The sequence below is a fragment of the Lacrimispora sp. genome (genome assembly GCF_036758025.1).
GTDB lineage: Bacteria > Bacillota > Clostridia > Lachnospirales > Lachnospiraceae > Lacrimispora.
Genome location: NZ_DAIOXM010000017.1, coordinates 55,980 through 78,319 on the forward strand (window position 1 = coordinate 55,980; position 22,340 = coordinate 78,319).

A 22,340-nucleotide genomic window follows, 5' to 3' on the forward strand; every position below is an offset into this window, starting at 1 on the left:
TCCAACTAACCATCGCAATGAGCGTTGAAGATGTCTCCTGAAATACTCTGCATACACCGCTACCTCCATCATCACGCACCTCCGTCTCTTTTACACTAAATATCCTTTATTTCGCTGATCCGCCTTAAAAGCACAAACATTAAGACACTGGTAACAACGATTGCACTTCTCATTATTAATTTGCGGATATAAAAAACCCTCTTCATCAGGTGTCATGGAAATAGCCCAAACAGGGCAAACTGAATAGCAAGCAGTACATCCACAACAATTTTCTTTCCTTTCAAACAATATAGGGAATGGTCTTTCCCCATCATTGCAAAGGTTAAATTCTGACATATATGAAACCTTGTCATTGAGTTGTGAAAGATTAAACTTGCTACTCAAAATTGGTTTTACAGCCTTCATTTTTTTCACCTTTCAACCACTGCTTACTATTATTGTGAATTTCTGAACCATAATTTTTCTCTGCCAGATGCGTATAAATATTATTTTTTAAAATAGAATCATTTTTAACAACTGCGAGGAAGTCTAGCAAATCCACCTCTTCTCCTTCCCGAAGAATAGGAACAACTTTATTCATTCCCCGATGTTCTTGTTCAAACATCCTTTTCACAAGCATTATTTCTGCTATCTCACTTTTTAGTATCTGCCTTGTAACCTCCAACGTTTCAACATCAATCACCAAAACTGCATTATCATATTTGGAAACAGAAAGGAGGTGATGATTCCCCAGCTCTTTTGCAAAGTAATAATTCCCTCCCCAGCCATTTTTTTCTTTCTTTATATCTACTTGAGATAATTCTTTATATTCTCTCACTGTAAAATTACATTTATCTATTAATACCGACATATTCGCCATATGAGAAAAAGCCAGCATATTCCTACCACAATTATTGATGCTTATAAATGGAATGGATTCACTTGAAAATCCTTTTGGGAATTCAGATATGGTGGCTATTTCATTCGTTTCCAAGTCCCAAACATTAATTTGTTCTTCCTGGCAAGCAGGAAGAATCCAGCACTGCTTCCCTACAATTTTGGCAGTCAGATAACGCATATGAGATGGGCCTATTCGTCTTATGGTCATATGTCCTGTATTAATATCCAACAGCATAATTCCATTGGTTTTTCTGGATGGCAGATATAATTTATCATTATAAATGTCTGCTGTTAATCCAAATGCAATCCCCTCTTGCATTGCTTCCTCTTTAGTGAGCAGTTCCTTCCAGCCTTTGATTTCAGCAACTTTCTTTCTTCTGCAATCATAAGATAGAATATCCGGGTAATATTGAGGTATAAAATAAATAGTGTCATTTACACAAACCGATGTTTCAAATTTTGCTTTTGACATATCTTTCCCTATTCCCGTATGCTCTGTAAACTCTCCAGTTTCAATATCATATTCTCCGATTCTATTTCCAAAAAAAGGGGCAAAAATCACCTTTTCCCCGCTTATGACTGCGCTTCTATGTATATTTCTAGCATTTAAATCTTCTCCTGGAAATTCGCCTATAAAGCGCGGCTTCATAGTGTCTAAAGGAATACAGAAAAGGCCATTGTATCCTAATGCTGATACCCAAAGACAATTATCATGCTCCGCAAAATTCAAAAAAGCAAAATTTTTTATCATCCAATTCATCTTTTTTCTCCCACACGAATTAGTGTATAATCTTTTCCTCGTTAATTCCCCACTCTCTTAACATTGTATGAACAGATATAAAAGCATTCTCATTCCGAATGGCTATCATCACATAGTCAAAATTTATCTTCAAAACTTCCTCAGGGCTGGTAACATGATAGTTGGTATTTTCAAACTCTTTATATTGGCCATCTACCCATAAAACAACTTCACAATAACCGGAAGTCTGAATCTGTCTGTAATAATCCTGTCCCATATCTCCGGCTCCATACAGAACAATTTTTTTATTCTTCTGAATCTTTTCAAAGGGAAATTCCCAAGATTTCAATTCTATTAATTCACGAATAAGATGATCCATCTTGCGGTGTACCTGCCCCATCTGTTGCATGTGTTTATACACTTCCTCAAGCCGGTTTGAAAGCCTCTGTAATTCCTTCGAATTTTCACTTAGACGCTCTTCTCTTCTCGCCCATATCGACTCTTGCTTATGCGCCATTTCATCTGCATAAAACAGATCAATAGTCTCAAAAACTGCTGCAATTATCTGTTTTTCATACCTCTCACTTGTGGCATATTCCAAATAGCTACAGCGTGCCCTTTCTCCTGCTTTCTCCAGCATTTCCGGCCGCTCAATAACTTTTCGCATAGCTTCTTCCAAATCTCCGGCATCCCCTGTCTGGGTAATCCACCCTCCCTCCGGAAGAGTGATATAGGAAGCGCCCACATTTTGACTGATAATTGCAGGAGTCTCCAACATGGCCGCCTCCAGGACCACTAACGAACATGGTTCATCTCTGGAAGGTACAACCAGAACATCACTTTGCCGAATGAGTTTATAAATCTTGCTTCGATTAGTTAGTTCACCATGATAGCAAATGTTACTCTCAGAAAAGTATCTATCTTTCAACTCTTGCCAGTAATCTTGCTCCCATTCCGGCACTCCTCCCGCTATGTGAAACTCCGTCTCAAGCCTATCTTCATTTTTAAGATTGGAATAAGCCTCCAGTGCAATATCAAATCCTTTTCTGGGCTGCACCATTCCTAAGATCAAAAAACGAATCTTTTTATCTGTATATGATTTCTTTTTAATAGAACGATATTCTTCAAACTCATCCCTCACACCGTTATAAATGATTTTAGAGTCTTTTCCGCACAATCTCTTTAAACATTCTCTAGCATATTCACTCACCACATATACAGTACCAGCACGCATTATGGCTTTTCTCTTTCTTATATCCTGTATAACATCAGCAATTAATTCAGCCTCATGCACATAAAAAAGAACGGGCCTGACATCGCTTAGCAAATCCCCTAAATCACAAGTTAAAATCGTATTGCAAATAATCAATTCATAGATAAGGGATTTCTCTTGATATTCGGATTCTTTTTCCAAAAAATCAAATCTATTGATAATCTCCGGATGAATACCCAGTTTTACAAATTCTGCACAAAAAGAGCCATCCTTATAGCTCCACAACTCAACGAGATAATCTTTTTTCTGCAAAATCTTTGCTACATTCAACAAGCACCACAATGAACCACCATATTCCATTTCATGGGAAACTAATAAAACTTTTTTTATTTCCTCCATACATTTTCCCCCTTCACATGCTGCTTTCCTCTATTCTAAAAAATCTCTAAATTCATAGGAACGATTATAAAATTCATCATTAAGTCTTCCATTTATAATCGGGATTCCTGACAAATCTGTGTATTTATTTTGTATAAAGCTCAACATCTTATCAGTCACCTTTATATCAGCCTGGCAATCATCATACAGTGCGAGATATTCTTCAAAAAAATCCATGATACTTTGATGCATTAAATCCAAATCGTTTCGTTGATTGATAGTTCTATTTTCTTCTGCATAGGTTGGCTCTCCATTGGCAGAAAAAGATAGTAAAGTGGGTTGGGTAGAGGTTAATATATTTTCAAGCAATATATACGATTCACAAATAAAAGCTTCTTTTTCAAACCATGTGGATATTGAAAATAAAGATCTTATATTTATATTTCTATTATCCTTTATGTGCACAAAATAATAGCCGAATGTTTCAATTTCAAACAACCGCTCAAGTGCCGACTGGCAGGTTCCTGATGCCGCCAAATCAAATACTGCTACTTTCTTTCCACTTACTATCCCCTGTTTCTTAGCATATATTTTATATCCGGTTCTCACCTCCTCTGCTCTTTGTAAAATCAGACTTTTATGTGCCATAACGTACTCATGTGATTCCATACCTTTATGGTAAACTTGAATTTCATCATTAACCAGCAGAAAACGGTATCTCAATAAATCTTCTGGTTTTCCGTCATAACCCAAGCCGAGAACCCTTTCTATGTCATTTTCATTATAGATTTCACTAACAATACAAGGGGTTCTGGAGGTTAAAAAATAACAGGCATCAGGCATTTGATCATCGGATTTTTCACATAACATTTGGTACATCTTTTCAATCAGATAACCATCTCTTGCCAAAAACAATATTTTATCAAAATCTATACTTTCTTTTTTCATATTGTCTTTAAGCCAGAATAAATATTTAGTTACAATCGGTGCTATAAATATTCGAGAAAACCTTCTGACATCCTTCAAACTTACCTTTCCAGAGTCTTTTTGAAAAGCAAAAGGATCATTAAATATTTCAGCAACGAACAATCCAATTAATACCCTGTTATCATATTTTTCATAAAAATATTCTAACTCATAATAACTTGAGAATGCCATCATTTCACTTGCTTTTTTCACTTCGTAGGAATCAATACCAAATAACGGAGGATTTATAACATCAGCTTCATAGTTATCACCAATATGTAAACAAGAATTATCTTTTATCGCATCCTTCAAGATACAGAACAAGCCGTTGCACTTTGTCCTCCCATATTCACTGGATACAATTATATCCTCATATTCGTTAATGCTATTATTGTCCAAAAGCACTTTTATATGCTCTCTTGATAAATACATATCTGAAACAAAAAACACTCTTTTGCCTTTTGATATTGCAAACTTATAAGCTTCTATCATCCGATATCTTGGAACAATGACCTTTTTCTCAATATCAAATTCAAGTTCCATTAGTTTGATTACCGACTCATAAGACAAAGCAGTGTTATGCATAAATCTCTCGTAAATTTTCTGCAAAGAGGGATATTCCCCAGAAAGCAGTTCCCGTTCTGCTCTTACTCTCTCCTTAACAAAATCCAGACCATACTCATCATTAACTTTTCTTGCTAAAATTTCAAATACATCCATGGGATACAATACTTTCCGCATAAGGATTGTATCAAAAATGTCAAAACTGATCACATCATGCCTGTCGATTTCTCCCAACAATTCCTCATAAGATTTCTTCTTGTAATCATCGTCGATTATTCTTATTTCGAATTTTTCTATCAAATTAGTTCCGTTTATATCATACAAATTTATATTATTTTTTTTGCAGAATCCTTTAATTCTATTATATATTATTTTAACAGAACTGGCCCTAGCTATAACAACTATATTTTTTATACCGTTTTTTATCAAATCTTCTTCGCAAACGATATTATAATCATAAATTCTGCCGTGTTTCTGATATCCATCTAATAATCCAAAGATTTTAAATTCTCTACAATTATCTAATATCTCTTTTGTACTTGGACTAATCCCATATACAACTATTGGTTCTTCTTTGTATCGGCAAAAGTTTTCTCTAAACTTTTTAATCAGGCAATTACTTTCAGCCATACTTGACAGCCTCCTCATCAGTTTGCAACAAATATTTTTTTCCATCCAATGCGCTTTAATTGTTCCAGTACATCCGCTCTGTATTTCATATCTACAGCAACAATCACGCCAATTTCCTCTTTATCAGACACCTTTTCACTAAGATAATAAGCATCATGTTTCAGAAAGCTTCTTTTAATCGTATATCCATCACTTACCAAGAAATATTCATAATGGAGCTTTTGGTTTTCTAAAAAATCAGAAACATACTTCCCATTATTTCCCTGCCCATAAATACAGACCCTTTGATTATCCATAATAAACTTTATAACTTCAAATCGGCTCCAAACATTTTGACCACCGAATAAATTCATAATAGATTGCATGCCAAATACTTTCAGGGAACCCTCTATGGATTTTGACAAAAGATATTGATAGTTTATAAGATTATTTCTTGCAGTTTCTTCATTTAAGACCGTTGCGGAATAAAAACCATTTCTTTGTGCAATATATATTATAATTCTTTCTAATGCATGATTAAAGGTCCCATCAGTATCCATAGGTTCTTTAGGGAATGCATCTTTATTGACAGGTTTATTCATTAAATTTTGAAGCGCTTCTTTCCGAAACCAAAAACAACTTGAAAGAGCAAACGGCTGTTGTTCTTCATCCATATATCTTTCAGCGCCAAATTCTTTCGCCAATTCCCATGTTTTATCATAGCATATGGTCCACGAATCACCTAATAGCCTCACATATCCGCTGTGGTACGGAATATCAGGTGTAAGAATTCCTAAAAATCTATTTTTAATAAATAACGTTATTATTTGATTAATTACTGCTTTATTCTTAATAAGACTTGACCATGCATAATGCATGAATGAATATCCTACCATAGGGTATCCAACTCCACCTGTGGTTTTCTTATCATGAAGATAGCAAATATATTTATAGCCTTTTACATATCTCCATAAATCCAATAAAAGGGCTCCCCAATCACGTCCGATATTACTTGAATATATAATATCAAAGTTATCCCTATACTGTCTAAGAGCTGTAAATAAAGTATTGTAAGCCTCTTGATTTGCAACCGATATCACAAGGTACATTTCAGTTGGAATGACACTAATGTATTCCAAACATTCGGATATCAAATCCTCATAATAAATATGCATTGCTATTGCGCATTGAGAGTATAAGTTTCTGTCGACATCGACATGTTCACCGCTAAGGATATAATCTAGATTCAGATTCCGTCTTATTACCGACATATTGCAATTTTCAATAATGTATTCCCATATAAGCCCTGCATCATAATTTGTCTTTTCAGAAATGTAGCTTACTGCATCTGAGGTTTGGTTCCCTAAATTAAACATTAACATTTCCGATTTAATATCCCGAAAAACGCTCTTACTAAGGACCGGGCATTCATAATATTTCAACAAATAAAAGGGCGCATATTTCAATAGATCAAAATTATCTTCCGGTCTTTTAGCTATAAACTTTATTGGATTTAAGTATGCTCCTCCAAGAAATTGTGTACTTTGTAAATATTCGGTTAAGGTTTCACTTTCATTTTTTTCATCTTCAAGCATTTTCTGAAACTCATGGTTCTTTATAATAGTTTCTGATATAAAAATAAAAGCATTCTCCAGTTTCCTTGGAACCAACTTTCCATATTCATCTTTATACTCATATCTATAAATTAATCCCCAATAATCAAAGCTCTGTTCGGACATTGTCGTAAACATATTTTCCAGACTATAAACCGGACCAAAAAAAGAGGTATCAACATATAATATTTCTTGAGTATCAATATTTTTAGATCCAGTTAAATATCTTGCCGATTCTTTCCATAAAGAAACATCATTATTTACCTCAATAAACTTTACATTATCAAAATCCCGCAATAAATCGCCAATATCTTCTGCCAATTTATGAGACGAAAAAATATAAATACTTTTACAACATTTATACAAGCTATCAATAAGAACAATTGTATCTTTTCCCAAAGGATATTCTTTTTGTTCGTATATCACAACAGTCCAATCCAGTTTCATACACAACTCTCACTTTTCTGCAATAATGTAAAATGGAAGAATACCATAATTCGCCTTTAATATACTGTAGTATGCTACTATATACACATCCTTAAACCCTACAGCTTTCAATGTATCAAGTAAGTCCCAGGAAAAGATGTTATATACAAGAGCCCCCTCTTTTGATAAAGGATTTCCATGGTACATAGGTTCTTTATGGTATACCAATTCTCCATTTATAATTTCTGCCCTTTTTTCTACCTCATCATTGAAAGTCGCAAATGGGACAGTAATTACAGCCTTTCCATCCGGCTTCATTACCCTGAACATTTCACGAAATGCCTTATCATAATCAGAAACATGTTCAAATACATCCTGCGACAAAACAAAATCAAACATCTCCGATTCAAAGCTTAAATTCATCGCATCTTCATGCAATATTCCATCAATATATGATCCGCTCTCATAATCCCCAAGATACTCACTCCCTACCAAATCCGGAATAAACTTTTTTATTTCTTTATATGACTGTGTCACATATTCATACATATATGCACTCTTTCCGCTTAAGTACATTCTTTTCATCACACCAATCAAATATCTCATCCGATTGTTTAATTTACATTTAGAACACACCAGCCGTTCTCTATAAACCGGACTTTTTTTCTTAAAACCACCTACAAGTTCAGAAAACATGTAGTCCAGTTCAAATTGGCTTTCTTCCTGGCATACATCACAGTATCCAGATATCATCATCCGTTTCTCAGGCATTTCAAAGCAAAGTTCTCCAACTGCTTTTTCATATGCACCATACTTTCTACATATTTTTTCACAAACATCAAGGTATCTTTTCTTTGTTCGGATAATAAATTCCTCTTCCATTTCATCTTTTATCATATTTCTAGCCATTATCTTGCAAACAACATCAGAGTTTATAAAAGTTTCTTTCATGATTCTTTCACCTCACAATTCATTGATCAGCCTAAAAATTCTGCATTCTGAACCATCATAAGTTTTCCTGTCTTTTCATACAGCGCAAACAAGGATCCTCCATCTCCATAATAAGCATCACTTATGATAATTGCCCTATCCACATCACCGCTCTCATCAAAAATCCCCCATCCCTCTGATTTATAACTAGAGACAATGCCGCTATACTCATTCCACAAATGGGGTCTCATAGACTGAAGAGTTGCCGGCATCAGAGGATGGGGACGCCACAGCAATACAAATTCACCTTGTCTGTCTTTAAACAGATTTATTATATTTTTTATCTTTGCAATAATTTCATCACTTTTTTCCAAGAATACAGCGATGCTCGTATTGTACAGAATGACTTTCTTTTTTGTTCCATCACTACTATAGATGATATATTTCCATTCTTCAGGAATATCTAAGCTTTCTTTTTTTGTATTTAACAATTTATCATATTTAGGGCTTCCTAAAGCCAATATTTTTTGTTCTATATTTCCATATACATTTTTACAATTATTGTTTCGTTCAAATTTATGTAATTCTTCCACATAGGTTTTTCTAATTGTTTCCGATTGGACAATCACCTTATCTGCATATAACGTTCCCGGAAGTACACAAAAATGTTTCTGTATAGTATCTCCTGCGCAGACGAAGTAAGGGATATAAACAAGCATATCTGTGTAATTTTTTAATTTCTTTGCGTAAAAAGCAGGATGTACAGTGGTTATTATATTATTATTATCATAAGGATTATGGATATAGATTACATCCGGTTTTCTCTCCTCAATCAAATAATCCTCCCATGACGTAATAGGCACATATTCAGGATACGCATTTCCCTCATAATGCATACGCCCCAAAGTTCCATCGATATTTTTATCAAAATATGGTATGGGGATTACATATACTTCACAGCTTTCGTCTTCATCAGCTGCTTTCCAAACACTTTCAAAGGAATCCCACATAGATGCTTTATATGGTAAAAACACTATTTCTTTTTTGTCATCAGAAAATTCATCCCTGACCTTATTATATAATTGGATTAGCTGCTTTTTTATCTTTTTCGATAGCTTCTGGAATTGGCAGTCATCGGATAATTCAATGCTCATCTGATAAATATCTTCACAATAATTCTCCAGAACTTTTATCAGGGATACTGTTATTTTACCGAATGTTTCAAAATAATTTCCCAGAACAATGGCAGTTTCCTGACATTGTGAGAGTATATCAATAATATCCTCTTGAGTAACTCCATTACCCTTTTTTCTAATATTTTCATTCGTGTCTTTTAATACGCCAATTATATCCAGAATCTCTTTTTTCTTATATTTTTTCATCGCAATTATTCCTATGCATATACTAGACCCCAAATATCTGCTGATTTTCCATGGCTTCGTATATTGCTCTGTATATATAAAAATCTGCCGGTTCCGTGATCTTAATATTGTTTTTTGTACTCATAACCATATGCATCCGTACATTATACAAGCTACATAAATGAGAAGAGTCAATTGTTTTCAATCCATCATCTTGCGCCATCTCATATAGCTTCAGTATGTCCCCAAAGCGAAAGGATTGTGGCGCTTTCGCTACAAACATTTGATCCCGAGGGGGTACATCTATAATGCTGCTTCCAGCCACACAACGTACTACACTTTCACGAACTGGCTCAGATGTAATAGCATTGCCATGTTTTTTTACAGCTTCAATATTATTACTGATCAATTCTTCGTTTATCAACGGTCTTACTCCATCGTGTATCAGCACAATATCATCTTTTAAACAATACTCTCTCATTGCCTCAAGGCCGCAATAAATAGAATCATGCCCTGTATCACCGCCAGGCACAATGTTTAGAATCTTTGTAATACCATATCGATTCAATAAGCCCTTTAATTCTTCTATCCATTCCTTAATACACACTACTACAATTCCATCGATTTCCTCATGATACTCAAAATGTTCTAATGTATAGATAATAATGGGCTTTCCATGCATCTCTAAAAATTGCTTCGGCTTAGAGTATGAATTCATTCTCTTGCCTGTACCCCCCGCAAATATTAATACCTTTGCCATCTCTTTACTCCTATTTATATTTCATAAGGCTCATCAGTTATCATGTCTCGTTTTAAATTCTACTGCATAACAAAACAAAAAACCAAGGCTAGAAGATATCCCCAGCCTCAGCAACAAATTTTCGTTCTTCAACCGATAATAGATGATAGATTGTCTCTTCCAGTGCCGGGAATGGAACCTGTTCCGATATTTTAATTAAAAAAACTTTATTCTTAAAAGAAGAAAGATCATAAAGCTTCGATAAAAAGCTAAAGGTAGCATTAGCTGTTTTCTCTTCTCCTGGCTCCCGCTTTAAAAGAACCAAGATTTCTTTTAAAACAGAAGGCTGGTAAGGCTCTGCCCGAAGAGCAAGGACTCCATATCTTACCATGTCAGAATACCGATTTTCTCTCGCATAAAAGGTAAAAAGCTTATGGTATACGGAAGCGAGATCAGCTGATATGTTAAGAGTATCATTCCCTTTATATATATCTAACAAATGAAGGGCCTGCTCAAAATAATATCTTGCCTTCTCCTCATCTCCCTTGTTATAAAACCACCGACCTGTCATGTAATCCACATCAGGGGTATTACAACCGTAACTTTTAGCTCTCTGATAAACAACCATAAAGTCTTCATCACTATCAACTTCTCTTATGCACTTTACTTTAAGCCAATTAGCAAAGCAATAATTCTTCCTCTCTATTTCTATATTAGCATTTGGATCTTCTGTAGCGCGCTCATAAGCCTCCTCTGCTTCTTCCAGCCTTTGAGCTGCAAGAAGAGAATCCCCTAGATACCCCCACATCATGTAGTTTTTCGGATCTTCCTCCAGTTCCCTCTGCACCATGAAGATATTCCGGTCACTCTTCTTTTTTTTAGCAAATTCCTCACTAGCATAACCAGTATGAAAAATGGCAAGGGTATCTGTAGCATCACAGGAATACAGCTTACTGCCATCGGTTAAAGCAAGGTATTCATGAATTCTTCCGCGATAGCGAAGCTTTGGATCATTCCGAAAAATACGGTACTGAACTCCCACAGCCATCTGCTTTCCGGAATCATCAAGATGTATCCAGGCAAGCTTAATCATATGGGGAAGTGAGGAGGAATTGGTAGTCCTTTCCAAATACTCCAATGATGGAAGCAGCTTTTTGGCATCTTCTGGCAAAAAATATTCATCTGCATCCAGAAATGCAATCCAATTACCCTTTGCTTGTTGAATAGCAAAGTTTTTCGCAGCAGAAAAATCATCAATCCAAGAGAAATTGTAGACCTTGGCCCCCATTTCTTTTGCTATTTCCACTGTTTTGTCTGTAGAGCCAGTATCTACCACAATCTGTTCAAATAAAACTCCCTTCCCCCAGCTAAGTGCTTGGCGAATGTTCTTCTCTTCGTTTTTCACAATCATACATTGGGACAGGCGAACGGAAGGCTTCATACAAAATTCCTCCTAAATATGATAAAAAACCCCCGGAAATCACCGTTCCGGGGGATTATAAATTAAAATCCAGCGTAATTACTGCAGTAACTGTAATACACCCTGTGGAAGCTGATTAGCCTGTGCAAGCATAGCCTGGGATGACTGAACCAGAATATTATTCTTGGTGTAAGCCATCATCTCTTTTGCCATGTCAACGTCACGGATACGGCTTTCAGCAGCAGTCATGTTCTCAGTAGTTACTCCCAAGTTGTTAACTGTATGCTCCAGACGATTCTGCTGTGCACCCAGGGCACCACGGGTAGAAGAAACTGTGTTAATAGCAGTCTTAACAGCATCAACAGCTAACTTAGCATTAGCTACACTGTCAACAGATGAAGTATTTATATTCAGATCAGTTGTTAAAATACTATCAAGTGCTACTGTCAATGAGTTGTTACTATTAATACTGTCACCAATCTGAAGGCTGACATTAGTACTTGTACCATCTAAAAGCTTAGTACCATTGAATGTTGTAGTATTAGCAATACGATCGATTTCATTCTTCAACTGAGTAAACTCATCGTTCAAAGCTGCACGGTCAACAGTATTATCATAAATTCCGTTTGCAGACTGCATTCCCAGTTCTACCATACGATTTAACATGGAGTGAACTTCTGTCATAGCACCTTCCGCTGTCTGAATTAAAGAGATACCGTCATTAGCATTCTTCTGAGCTGTCTCAAGGCTTGTGATCTGTGCTCTCATCTTCTCGGAAATAGCAAGACCAGCTGCGTCATCACCTGCACGGTTTACTCTGAAACCAGAAGATAATTTCTCAAGGCTCTTGCCTACTGCTGTATTGTTGCTTCCTAACTGTCTGTGAGCATTTAATGCTGCGATATTGTGTTGAATTCTCATAGATATTTCCTCCTTGAATGTGTTTCAGGGAATTCCTTTTCCCTGTGTAGTATGTTTTCCCTTTTCAGGAAAAATAAGTAAATCATGTTGATGGAATCCTGCGGGGTACCAGCCGAATTAACGATTCCATGTTTTGACACTTGTGTCTTAGGAAGCGTAACTTCCTTTCATGTGTATTATCGTATTGGTCAGAACAAAAGATAAGCCCTTTTTTAAATATTTTTAAATATTTTTTATTTTCAGCCTCTCACATCCACAATCTGCCCAATCCCATCCACAGGCACCTGCTCCGGAATCGCTGCTTCTACCATCTTAAGCAGCCCAGCTGCCGCAATTTCCTGAGAGTCCATGGCCTTCTTTGCCACACTGAGACCTGCACTCTGCTGAACCCTTGCAAGACTCATATCTATACTCATTGCACCAATATCCATAATTCCACTCTCCTTTCACGGAATACACCTGATCAGAACTCCTGATCCATCCCGATACTATTATATCGGTTACTTCAATCACTAAAATAACCCCTTATAAACTTTCCTTATAACAATCCAAGGTAAACCAAAATTCTACTCCACCCTGGACATTCCTGACCCCGCACCCCTTCCGGTGAGAATCCATAATAGCCTTCACAATAGAAAGCCCAATACCGCTCCCCCCATACTCTCTCGTATGAGCCTTATCCACCTTAAAAAACTTGGACCACAACTTAGGCAGATCCTCTTCCGGTATATTCTGCCCAGTATTAAACACAGTCACCAACGCTTCCTCTCCATTTTCCTCCGCAGTAATAACAATCTTTCTCTCCCCATCCAAATGGTTCAGCGCATTGTTCAAATAATTAGTAACCACCTCTTCTATTTTAAATTCATCCGCATACACAGCAATAGGCCCATTATTTACAAACACCACCTCAGCCTCACTCTGCTGAATAAGAATTTTTGCAGAATTCACCACTCCCTGAATCAATTCCGTCAGATCAAAAGCTTCAGCCTGAAGAGTATCGTTTCCAAACTCAAGAGCTGTAAGATTCAAAAGCTGACGGACCATCTGGTTCATCTTTCCGGCTTCATCCATAATCACTTCACAATAATAATCCCTGCTTTCCGGGTCCTCAGCCATACCTTCAGTCAACCCTTCCGCATACCCCTGAATCAAAGCAATGGGAGTCTTCAACTCATGAGAAACATTGGCAATAAAATCCCTCCGCATCTCATCGATTTTATTCTTTTCTTCAATATCCCGCTTCAACTGCCCAATGGTTTCCTTCAATGTATCCGACAACTTATTCATACCGTTCCCCAGCACTCCGATCTCATCCTCTTCCTGACCCGTATACTTGGCGTCAAAATCCAAAGAAGACATCTTTTCAGATAAATTCGCAAGCTGGAGAATCGGGGATGTGATCCTTCTTGTGACCAGATAAATGAAAAAACTACCCACAACCAGCGCCGCCACCCCCACATAAGCCAGAAACCGGTTGGAAAGGCTCACACTATCCCGTATACTTGCAAGAGGAATGGACAGCAAAAATATGGTCTTATTATCAGAAAAATACCCCCAGCTTTCCAGATAATAGGAATCGGAACGCCTGTCATAGGTCTTCTGCACAATATAATTGTCATATCTTTTCAAAATGCTGGCATCAGGCATATTTCTCCCGAAAATATATGCCTCCACTCTGTTTTTCAAAAACTGCCTGTCCCCGTTTGAAGGGAAGAGAACTTCGTCAGTGGTGCTGTCAATCAGCACCATCATTAAATTGTACTTTTCCCCTAAGGCCCGGAACATCTTCTGGGGAGCCCCTTCATTTTTCATATCCGGGTCATAGGAGTCCATGTAATATGATATAATATTTTCCCCGCTGTCATTTGCCTCTTCCACCAACCTGTCGATGGAGGCATAGGCCTTTCCCATGATCTTCACCTTATCTCTGGTATAAAAACTTTCCAGAAACCAAGTATTGATACACCAGGTAGAAATGAGGACAAATGCCATAAGGCAAACAAAAATCACGGCAAAACGTGCTTTAATGGAGTGTTTCATTCCTTCACCTCAAATTTATACCCCATGCCCCAGATCGTTTTGATGTAGTCTCCCTTATCTCCCATTTTGCTTCTCAGCTTCTTCACATGGGTGTCAATGGTCCGGGCATCGCCGAAATAATCGTAATTCCAGACATGGTTTAAAATCTTCTCTCTGGACAGGGCAATTCCCTGGTTTTCCAGAAAGTAAGCCAAAAGTTCAAACTCCTTATAGCTCAAATCAATGTTTTTCCCGTCAATGGTGACCTGATGGGCCGCCCTGTCCATGCAGATTCCTCCTACCTCCAAATCATCAGAAGTCACTGCCTTGCTGCGCCTCAATATGGCATCCACCCGGGCCGCCAGAATCTTTGGGCTGAAAGGCTTGGTAATGTATTCGTCCACTCCCAGCTCAAAACCCTGAAGCTCATCCCGCTCCTCTCCCCTGGCCGTCAGCATGATGATGGGAACCTGGGAATATTGGCGGATGGTTTTGCAGGTCTCCCAGCCATCCATTTTAGGCATCATTACATCCAAAATGATCAGAACAATGTCCTTTTGTTCAAAAAATATATCCACTGCTTCCTCTCCATTTGCCGCCTCTATTACCGAAAATCCTTTTACGCTCAAAAAATCCTTTACCAGTTTTCTCATTCTGGCTTCATCGTCCACTACTAATATTTTTAATGCTTCCATAATAGCCTCCTGAAATCATACTCTGTTTTTACCAAACTTCTTAGGGAATACTCTCGTTACCCTGCAGACAGATTCACCTTGCTCTCCAGGGAGTCTTCTCGTTGCCCTACAGGAAAATTCACCTTACCCTTAGAGAACCATCTTTTTCCCTACAAACAAATTCACCTTATATTTATGGACTCTATTTTACCAAATAGTCATGCAGATATCCACATTTTCACAGAGATTTCACATAACGAAAAAAGCAGATGCGCCCAAAGGACTGCATCTGCTTCTTCAATTACAACACTATCTCAATTCCGTAGTAGGAATGGTATCCATATCATCGAATGCCTGGTTCTCTCCGCCCATTGCCCAGATGAAAGTATAGTTGCTTGTACCTGCACCTGAGTGAATACTCCAGGAGGGGCTGATAACAGCCTGCTCATTCTGCATCACAATATGTCTTGTTTCCTTTCCTTCGCCCATCATGTGGAATACCACATTGTTCTCAGGAATCTCAAAATACATATAGATCTCCATACGTCTCTCATGAGTATGTGACGGCATGGTGTTCCATACGCTGCCTGGGTCCAGGACAGTAAGGCCCATGGAAAGCTGGCAGGTTTCCAGCACGTCCGGATGGATGAACTGGTTGATGACACGTTTATTGGAAGTCTCCATAGCACCCAAAGGCTTCTTAGCTGCCTTTTCAATTGGGATAAAGGTTGTCTTACATTCCTTGTGAGCCGGAGCACTTACCATGTAGAACTTAGCCGGATTGGAGGAATCGTCACTGGAGAACAGAACTTCCTTTGTGCCTTTGGTGATATACAAGCAATCTTTATTGCCCATCTTGAATTCTTCTCCGTCAGCTACGATCTTTCCAGGGCCGCCGATATTAAAAATTCCGACTTCTCTTCTCTCAAGGAAATAGCTTGTCCCAAAGTTCTTCCATATATCGATTCCCTTGTCAATGGAAACAGTCTCTGTGGTAGGCATACAGCCTAATGTAACCATACGGTCTACGTGAGAATAAACAGCGACTACCTCATTGGCAATGTATAAGTTTTCAATTAAAAATTCATTTCTGGTTTCTTCTGTTGTGTATCTTCTGAAATCTTTCTGATTTGCAGAATATCGAATATCCATGAATAAAAACCTCCTTCTTTATACTTTTGAAATAACTGACCATCTTCATCCTACCACAGGGCAGTTTTTAATTCAACATCTTATTTTGCCTCTGAGGAATTATTCCCCAGAGGCTGCGATTAAATCCATATTATTTTTCAAACGCTCATTATCCGGATCATATTCAAGGGCCTTCTTTGCATGACTTAAGGCTTCCTCTCTCATGCCCAGATAATAAGAAGAAATGGCACAAAGGTCATCTAATGTATAATCCCAGGAATATCCCATGTTGACAAAGGTCCGGGATTTTTCTTTGATATTTAAAGCTTCTTTTCCCAGAAAATACGTCATGGACCAGTCCTTTAATTTGTAGCACATGTCTGAAAATTCCACATAAGGATCACGGAGCTCCGGCATTTCTGCAATCGCTTTATAATACCATCCATAAGCATCTTCTATTTTCCCCAGATGGAAGCAAGAAGTTGCAATCCAGCGCATGGCGGCGCACCGCTCATCACGCCACTGAGCAGAGGGCAGATTCAAGTATTCTTCCAGGGCGCCAACGCATTGTTCCCATTGCTTTTTATACATATACTCTCTTCCCAGATAATACCGCATCCGCTCATCATCCGGGTCTTCCTTTACTGCCAGCTCCAAAAGAGGCAGATAGGAACCTCTGGACTTGGAAAAATCCGGATAATGGTTGAGAACCATACCTTCGATGTATATGATTTCAAGAGGCAGGTCGCCTACATACTGGACGTGCTCATGAATCGGACATTTCCAGCGGAAACCGTTCCGCTCATGGGCTTTAAAATAATAAAACTGCACGTCTGGGGTTCCGTCTGGTTTTAAACTCCAATTATAAAGATATCTTCCATGTTTTGCCGAAGGCCCATTTATAATTGATTTATGATTCAGCCAGGCTTCTTCCAGGTTCTTCCTCCACCCCGGCTCAAACCGCTCGTCTAAGTCCGTGGACACGCATATATCTGCATCCTCGGGAACGTGGTCCAGGGAAATATTCCTGGCCACGTCAAACCTCCACGGTTTAACCACATCCACGTAGACAACGGCTCCCCGTTCTCTCAGACGTTCTACTGTGCCGTCATCAGAGCCTGTATCCGTGACCACAATCAGATCCGCTTCGCTCATGGAATCCATCCACTGGTCCACAAAATGAACCTCATTTTTGCAAATGGCATAAACGCATATTTTTAAGCGACTCATGAGTCTTCCTCCCCTTTGACCCGCTGACTGACTTTCTCTTCGATAAACTTTAAATTGCCCTGAAGCCTTTTATTATCCGGCTCCAGCTTTAAAGCCTCTTTGGCATAATCCCTCGCTTTTTCATAGAGTCCAAGCTCATAGGTACTGAGGGCGCCATAATCATAGAGGGCATATCCCCAGCTTTCCGGTTCTACCAGATAGCTTCCTGTGCTCTGGGTGATGGAAAGACCTTTTTCCACCATTGCATAGACCAGGGGCCAGTTCTTTTCCTTATATCCCGACTTTGCCAAAGCCAGGTAAGGTTCACGCACATACTGGCATTCTGCCAGGGCCCGGTAACGCCATGCTCTCGCCTCTTTTAAGTTTTCTTTTTCTTCATAACTTTGGGCCAGGAAACGCATGGAGGCGCTCCGCTCCTCATCCCATTTTGCAGTGGGTAGGGATAAATGCTTTTTCAGGGTTTGAATAGCTTCATCAAACTTTCTGTAGTACATATATTCTCTTCCAAGCCAGAACACAGCCCTGTCATCCAGGGGATTTTCCTCTACGGATAATTCCAATAGGGGCAGATACTGGCTTCTGGGCTTTGATAGATCAGGATAATGGTTCAGCCTGAGTCCTTCCACCCACACTTTATTCTGAGGGGCTTCCCCTGTATATTCTAAAACCTCATGGACAGGATGAACCCAGCGGTATCCGTGCCGGATATGGATTTTTTCCATAGGAAACTGTTTCTTTGGCGTCCCGTCAGGATTACAGGTAAAGGCAAATAAATAGCTTGCCCGGGTATGACCCGGTTTCCAGGCGGCCTCCAGTTTCTCTCTCCAGCCAGGCTCAAATACTTCATCTAAATCATTGGAAACGCAGATGTCCGCATCTTCCGGTACATGGCTCAATGCCACATTTCTGGCTGTGTCAAACCGCCAGGGAGATATGGTTTCTTCATAAACAATGGCTCCTCTTTCCCGGAGCTTTTCAACAGTCCCGTCCGTTGAGCCTGTGTCCGTCACAATGACGGCATCGGCAACTGACACGGCGTCCATCCAGCGGTCCACAAACTGTTCTTCATTTTTACTGATGGCATATACACAAATTTTATATCGGCTCACTTTATTAACTCCTTTTTACTCATCTTACTCAACCAATTTTACATCGTGCCCTCTGGGTATTACGCTACTATTAGTATATGCAGTCTGCGGCTTGTTCCGTGAGAAATCAGTTATTCGGGCAAGCAAAAAGGATATAAGTGTTTATTCTTATACCCTTGTCTGAGCTTCGTATAGATTTTAATTTCCATTTTCAAACATTTTAAAAATCGCTGACATTACCTCTGATATTTTGTCATAGGACAGACGTCCGATCTTATATAGTATAAGATTCTTTTCTAAAGTAAAAATTTTATTGGGGCGCACATTACTATTTTGTTTCAAACTTCCTTCAATGAAGTCTTCATCGCAGATGGAAACAGAATATTCATCCATCTTCATACTGGAAGTGATTTGTACAACAATAAAATCATCACCTTTTAAATCAGCTAAAATTAACGCCGGCCTTTTCTTTGCTGCGCTTAAATCACCGAAAGGAAAAGGCAGTACGATCACATCTCCTGCTTTAAAAATTCCTTGATTTTAAGATTTCGCCACGCTGCCTCCTCTTCTTGTGAAAGTCAATCTTTTGCAAGAAGAGACTCACTTAATAATGCACTGCTGGCCTCCGCATTCTCATACAGTACAAATCTTATAAAATCCAGCACTGAATCCAGTTTATCTTCTGGTATCTGGGAAATTAATGTAGAAATCATCTCTTGTTTCAACATATGCCATTCTCCCTTCTCATTTAAATTAATGGGTTGATTCCCGCCTTTAACGTTTTTAATAAAAATATCATATCATTCCAAATTACAACTTACAAGCTTCCCCTATATATTTTCCACACCATACACCACCTGGTAAATCTCTTCCTTATACGCCTTAAACTCCTCCTCCGTCACTGCCTTCCCATAACTCATAATCTGCAGCGGAGTTGGCATGTCCCCGGCTTTTAAAGGCATTTGTTCATAGTAAAAGAAATTCAAATGAAATCCTATCCTTTCATAAAAGCCCGCCCGGCGTCCTGTCATGGGATCTTCTTCTGTAACAGGCTCTATTTCCAGAAACACCGGCTTTGAACTTTCTAAAACAACCTCTTCCACCAGTTGTTTCCCGTATCCCTTCCCCCTGCATGCTTCAGTGGTTGCCAAGTGCTCCAGGAAAACACAGGCTGAAAGCTCCCAATATCCCAGAAAAGCAAGAATCTCTCCTTCTTCCTCCACAACCCGGATTCTATAACATGGATCACTGAAAACCTTTTTCTGCCCTTCTCTGGTTCGGCGCTCAACATCAGGAAATGAGTCCTCATAAATCCGGTATATTTCCTCAAAACGGGTTTCAGGGGTCTTTAACAGCATAATATCAATCTCCTAATCTTTTATTTCTGATCGTTTCTTCCTTTCAGTATACCACTTTCCGCCAAAAGAAACCACCAAAACAGCCTGCCCCCTTACGGAACAGGCTGTCTTTCATTTACATTTATTTAACAGTAATTCTTCCCTGACCTGCCGGATTAGCATAATCAGAACCCACATTACCGCCTAAATTGCTGCGGATATAAGCAGAAAGAATATCCACGTCAGTCATAACCTCATCCCTGGTCACTTTGCTTCCCTTAAACATGGTCATGCCGTCTCCGGCGGATTTTAACATGTAGTTATGGGAGGCCACAGTATAAGTTTTATTCACATCAAGAGGCGCGCCGCCTACCATGATATCAGATACCCGGTATGCTCCGTTCACTTTTACAAAGTTGCCTTTTTCGTCTACCTGCACATTGGAAATCTTTGAACCGTCAATGGTATAAGTAAGACCGGATACCTGCAAAAATCCTCCGCTCTCTTTGGGATAATTGGAGGAAGCCATCTCCAGGGCATCCTTAATCTGCTGTCCTGTTGCTTCTACCACACACCCCATATTTCCAAACGGAAATACTGTAAGAGTATCGTTATAAGTAATATCTCCCGCCTTTATGCCGGCTCTCACACCACCGCCATTGGTAAGGCCAATATCCGCACCAAGGACAAAACGGTATGCATCGGCACACAGATCGCCGAGGTTTGTCTCTGCACTTCTGACTGCCCGGTTTCCGGTGGCAGGATCATTGATGGTCAGCTCCACATCTGAATGTCCGATTACAACCTTTAAGGTTTCATTGTACTGAGCCTGAATCGCTTTTATGAACCTGTCCGTATCATAATCAATGGCTTTTCCGTCAGCATTGACAGTGCTTTTTCCCGGAAGTACAAGCTGAGTACCCACTGTCAGCATATCCGGATTCCTGATCTTGTCTCTGTTTGCTGCGTAAATTTCTTCCCAACGGTTATAAGAGCCCAGCTCCCTCTTTGCAATCCGGCTTAAAGTATCTCCGGATTTTACCGTATAAACACTGGTTCCTGCTCCCGGAGGAACCTGGGAAACCAATTCGCTGGTAATGGTTCCGTCTGTGCGCAGAGTCAATTTTCCGATATTCTTCAGTTTTGTTCCAGCCTGGGTAAGAAGCACATCACGTCCATCCTTATTTTTCACGTACTTTTCATATTCCTCATGGGAATGGCCGTCAATGAGTATATCGATTCCAGTAGTATTTTTGATCACACTGTCAGAGGTCCAGCGGTCCGTTGTCCCATTTTCACCCAAATGGCCTACTAAAACCACATAATCGGCACCCTCTGCCTTTGCACTGTTTACAGATTCCTGAATCCGGTCGTAAAGCTTTTGTCCGCTTTCATCTTCACAGAATCCGTAAATGTAATTCCCATTTTCATCCTGAAAATAGGCTGGTGTGGATTTGGTAAAGCTTTCGGGAGTGGTGGCACCTACGAATGCAACCTTGGTATCACCGTATGTAAATATCTTATAAGCTTCAAATACGGGAGCACCGGTCCTCAAATCCATAAAATTGCTGGAATAGTAGCCGCAGTTCAACTTTCCTGCCAATTCCAGAAAACGGGGCATTCCATAATCGTACTCATGGTTTCCCGGCACAGCGAAATCAAAGCCCACCTGGTTCATAATGTCGATCAAATACCCTCCGTCTGACAAGGTTCCGATGGGTGCCCCCTGGATAGCATCACCCGCATCAATCAGCGTCACATAAGGGGTCTGGGCCTGCATCTCCTTCTTATAGAGAGACAGTCCGGCATATCCTATGTTGTCATCAATCCCGCAGTGGACATCGTTGGTATAGAGAACCACGATATCCTGATCCGCCGCCAGGGAAGAAAAGGACATGCCTGTGGTCAGGGATATGACCATAACCAGGGCCAGCCATAGTGACAGGAACCTTTTTTTCTTGCTTCTGTTCATTGCTTGAAACCTCCTTTTGATAAAATATAAGCTCCCCCTATTATATCAGATAATTATATAAAATAATATAACATTTTTGAATATTTGAAAGCTAATCCCCCTTTTTATTAGTCATTTTTCGACATAAT

20 protein-coding genes are annotated in these 22,340 nt (G+C 39.0%); all 20 read right to left on the reverse strand.

Going from position 1 to position 22,340, the window contains the following annotated elements; all coding sequences use genetic code 11:
* Positions 1 to 90: 90 nt before the first annotated feature.
* Positions 91 to 405: an NADH-quinone oxidoreductase subunit I gene (locus V7M78_RS14635; protein ID WP_333650824.1), complete on the reverse strand. Its 315-nt coding sequence runs from the start codon at positions 403 to 405 to the stop codon at positions 91 to 93.
* The gene (locus tag V7M78_RS14640; RefSeq protein WP_333650826.1) at positions 377 to 1,639 is read right to left on the reverse strand and encodes a hypothetical protein; all 1,263 of its coding nucleotides are present in this window, start codon (positions 1,637 to 1,639) and stop codon (positions 377 to 379) included. Before V7M78_RS14640 ends, V7M78_RS14635 begins: the two co-directional genes overlap by 29 nt.
* A 19-nt stretch (positions 1,640 to 1,658) precedes the next feature.
* Positions 1,659 to 3,230: a glycosyltransferase family 4 protein gene (locus V7M78_RS14645; protein ID WP_333650828.1), complete on the reverse strand. Its 1,572-nt coding sequence runs from the start codon at positions 3,228 to 3,230 to the stop codon at positions 1,659 to 1,661.
* Between the two features lie 30 nt (positions 3,231 to 3,260).
* Positions 3,261 to 5,369 carry a hypothetical protein gene (locus tag V7M78_RS14650; RefSeq protein ID WP_333650830.1) on the reverse strand — a complete coding sequence of 703 codons (2,109 nt, stop codon included), beginning with the start codon at positions 5,367 to 5,369 and terminating at the stop codon, positions 3,261 to 3,263.
* Positions 5,370 to 5,386: 17 nt separating this feature from the next.
* Positions 5,387 to 7,408, reverse strand: coding sequence for a rhamnan synthesis F family protein (locus V7M78_RS14655; protein ID WP_333650832.1), 2,022 nt, complete (start codon positions 7,406 to 7,408; stop codon positions 5,387 to 5,389).
* 9 nt (positions 7,409 to 7,417) lie between these two features.
* Complete coding sequence (locus V7M78_RS14660; protein ID WP_333650834.1) at positions 7,418 to 8,338, reverse strand: class I SAM-dependent methyltransferase; 921 nt, start codon at positions 8,336 to 8,338, stop codon at positions 7,418 to 7,420.
* A gap of 26 nt (positions 8,339 to 8,364) precedes the next feature.
* Positions 8,365 to 9,699, reverse strand: coding sequence for a hypothetical protein (locus tag V7M78_RS14665; RefSeq protein WP_333650836.1), 1,335 nt, complete (start codon positions 9,697 to 9,699; stop codon positions 8,365 to 8,367).
* Positions 9,700 to 9,721: 22 nt separating this feature from the next.
* A complete protein-coding gene (locus V7M78_RS14670) occupies positions 9,722 to 10,438 on the reverse strand; it encodes an IspD/TarI family cytidylyltransferase (protein ID WP_333650838.1) in 717 nt (238 codons plus the stop codon).
* A gap of 88 nt (positions 10,439 to 10,526) precedes the next feature.
* Entirely contained in the window at positions 10,527 to 11,822 is a 1,296-nt protein-coding gene (locus tag V7M78_RS14675; RefSeq protein WP_333650841.1) for a glycosyltransferase family 2 protein, read from the reverse strand.
* 114 nt (positions 11,823 to 11,936) lie between these two features.
* Entirely contained in the window at positions 11,937 to 12,758 is an 822-nt protein-coding gene (locus V7M78_RS14680; protein WP_333650843.1) for a flagellin N-terminal helical domain-containing protein, read from the reverse strand.
* 239 nt (positions 12,759 to 12,997) lie between these two features.
* Positions 12,998 to 13,189 carry a YjfB family protein gene (locus tag V7M78_RS14685; protein ID WP_333650845.1) on the reverse strand — a complete coding sequence of 64 codons (192 nt, stop codon included), beginning with the start codon at positions 13,187 to 13,189 and terminating at the stop codon, positions 12,998 to 13,000.
* A gap of 94 nt (positions 13,190 to 13,283) precedes the next feature.
* On the reverse strand, positions 13,284 to 14,801 hold the full coding sequence (locus V7M78_RS14690; protein ID WP_333650847.1) for a sensor histidine kinase: 1,518 nt from the start codon (positions 14,799 to 14,801) through the stop codon (positions 13,284 to 13,286).
* Positions 14,798 to 15,475 (reverse strand): response regulator transcription factor, encoded by a 678-nt coding sequence (locus V7M78_RS14695; RefSeq protein WP_333650849.1) that lies wholly within the window; start codon positions 15,473 to 15,475, stop codon positions 14,798 to 14,800. Before V7M78_RS14695 ends, V7M78_RS14690 begins: the two co-directional genes overlap by 4 nt.
* A 288-nt stretch (positions 15,476 to 15,763) precedes the next feature.
* Entirely contained in the window at positions 15,764 to 16,606 is an 843-nt protein-coding gene (kduI, locus tag V7M78_RS14700) for a 5-dehydro-4-deoxy-D-glucuronate isomerase (protein WP_333650851.1), read from the reverse strand.
* 99 nt (positions 16,607 to 16,705) lie between these two features.
* Positions 16,706 to 17,815 carry a tetratricopeptide repeat-containing glycosyltransferase gene (locus V7M78_RS14705; protein WP_333650853.1) on the reverse strand — a complete coding sequence of 370 codons (1,110 nt, stop codon included), beginning with the start codon at positions 17,813 to 17,815 and terminating at the stop codon, positions 16,706 to 16,708.
* On the reverse strand, positions 17,812 to 18,924 hold the full coding sequence (locus V7M78_RS14710) for a tetratricopeptide repeat-containing glycosyltransferase (protein WP_333650855.1): 1,113 nt from the start codon (positions 18,922 to 18,924) through the stop codon (positions 17,812 to 17,814). Before V7M78_RS14710 ends, V7M78_RS14705 begins: the two co-directional genes overlap by 4 nt.
* A 177-nt stretch (positions 18,925 to 19,101) precedes the next feature.
* Positions 19,102 to 19,416: a type II toxin-antitoxin system PemK/MazF family toxin gene (locus V7M78_RS14715; protein ID WP_333650857.1), complete on the reverse strand. Its 315-nt coding sequence runs from the start codon at positions 19,414 to 19,416 to the stop codon at positions 19,102 to 19,104.
* A 65-nt stretch (positions 19,417 to 19,481) separates the two neighbouring features.
* On the reverse strand, positions 19,482 to 19,631 hold the full coding sequence (locus tag V7M78_RS14720) for a hypothetical protein (RefSeq protein WP_333650860.1): 150 nt from the start codon (positions 19,629 to 19,631) through the stop codon (positions 19,482 to 19,484).
* 102 nt (positions 19,632 to 19,733) lie between these two features.
* Positions 19,734 to 20,261 (reverse strand): GNAT family N-acetyltransferase, encoded by a 528-nt coding sequence (locus V7M78_RS14725; RefSeq protein ID WP_333650862.1) that lies wholly within the window; start codon positions 20,259 to 20,261, stop codon positions 19,734 to 19,736.
* Between the two features lie 121 nt (positions 20,262 to 20,382).
* A complete protein-coding gene (locus tag V7M78_RS14730) occupies positions 20,383 to 22,212 on the reverse strand; it encodes a bifunctional UDP-sugar hydrolase/5'-nucleotidase (protein ID WP_333650864.1) in 1,830 nt (609 codons plus the stop codon).
* Positions 22,213 to 22,340: the final 128 nt, after the last annotated feature.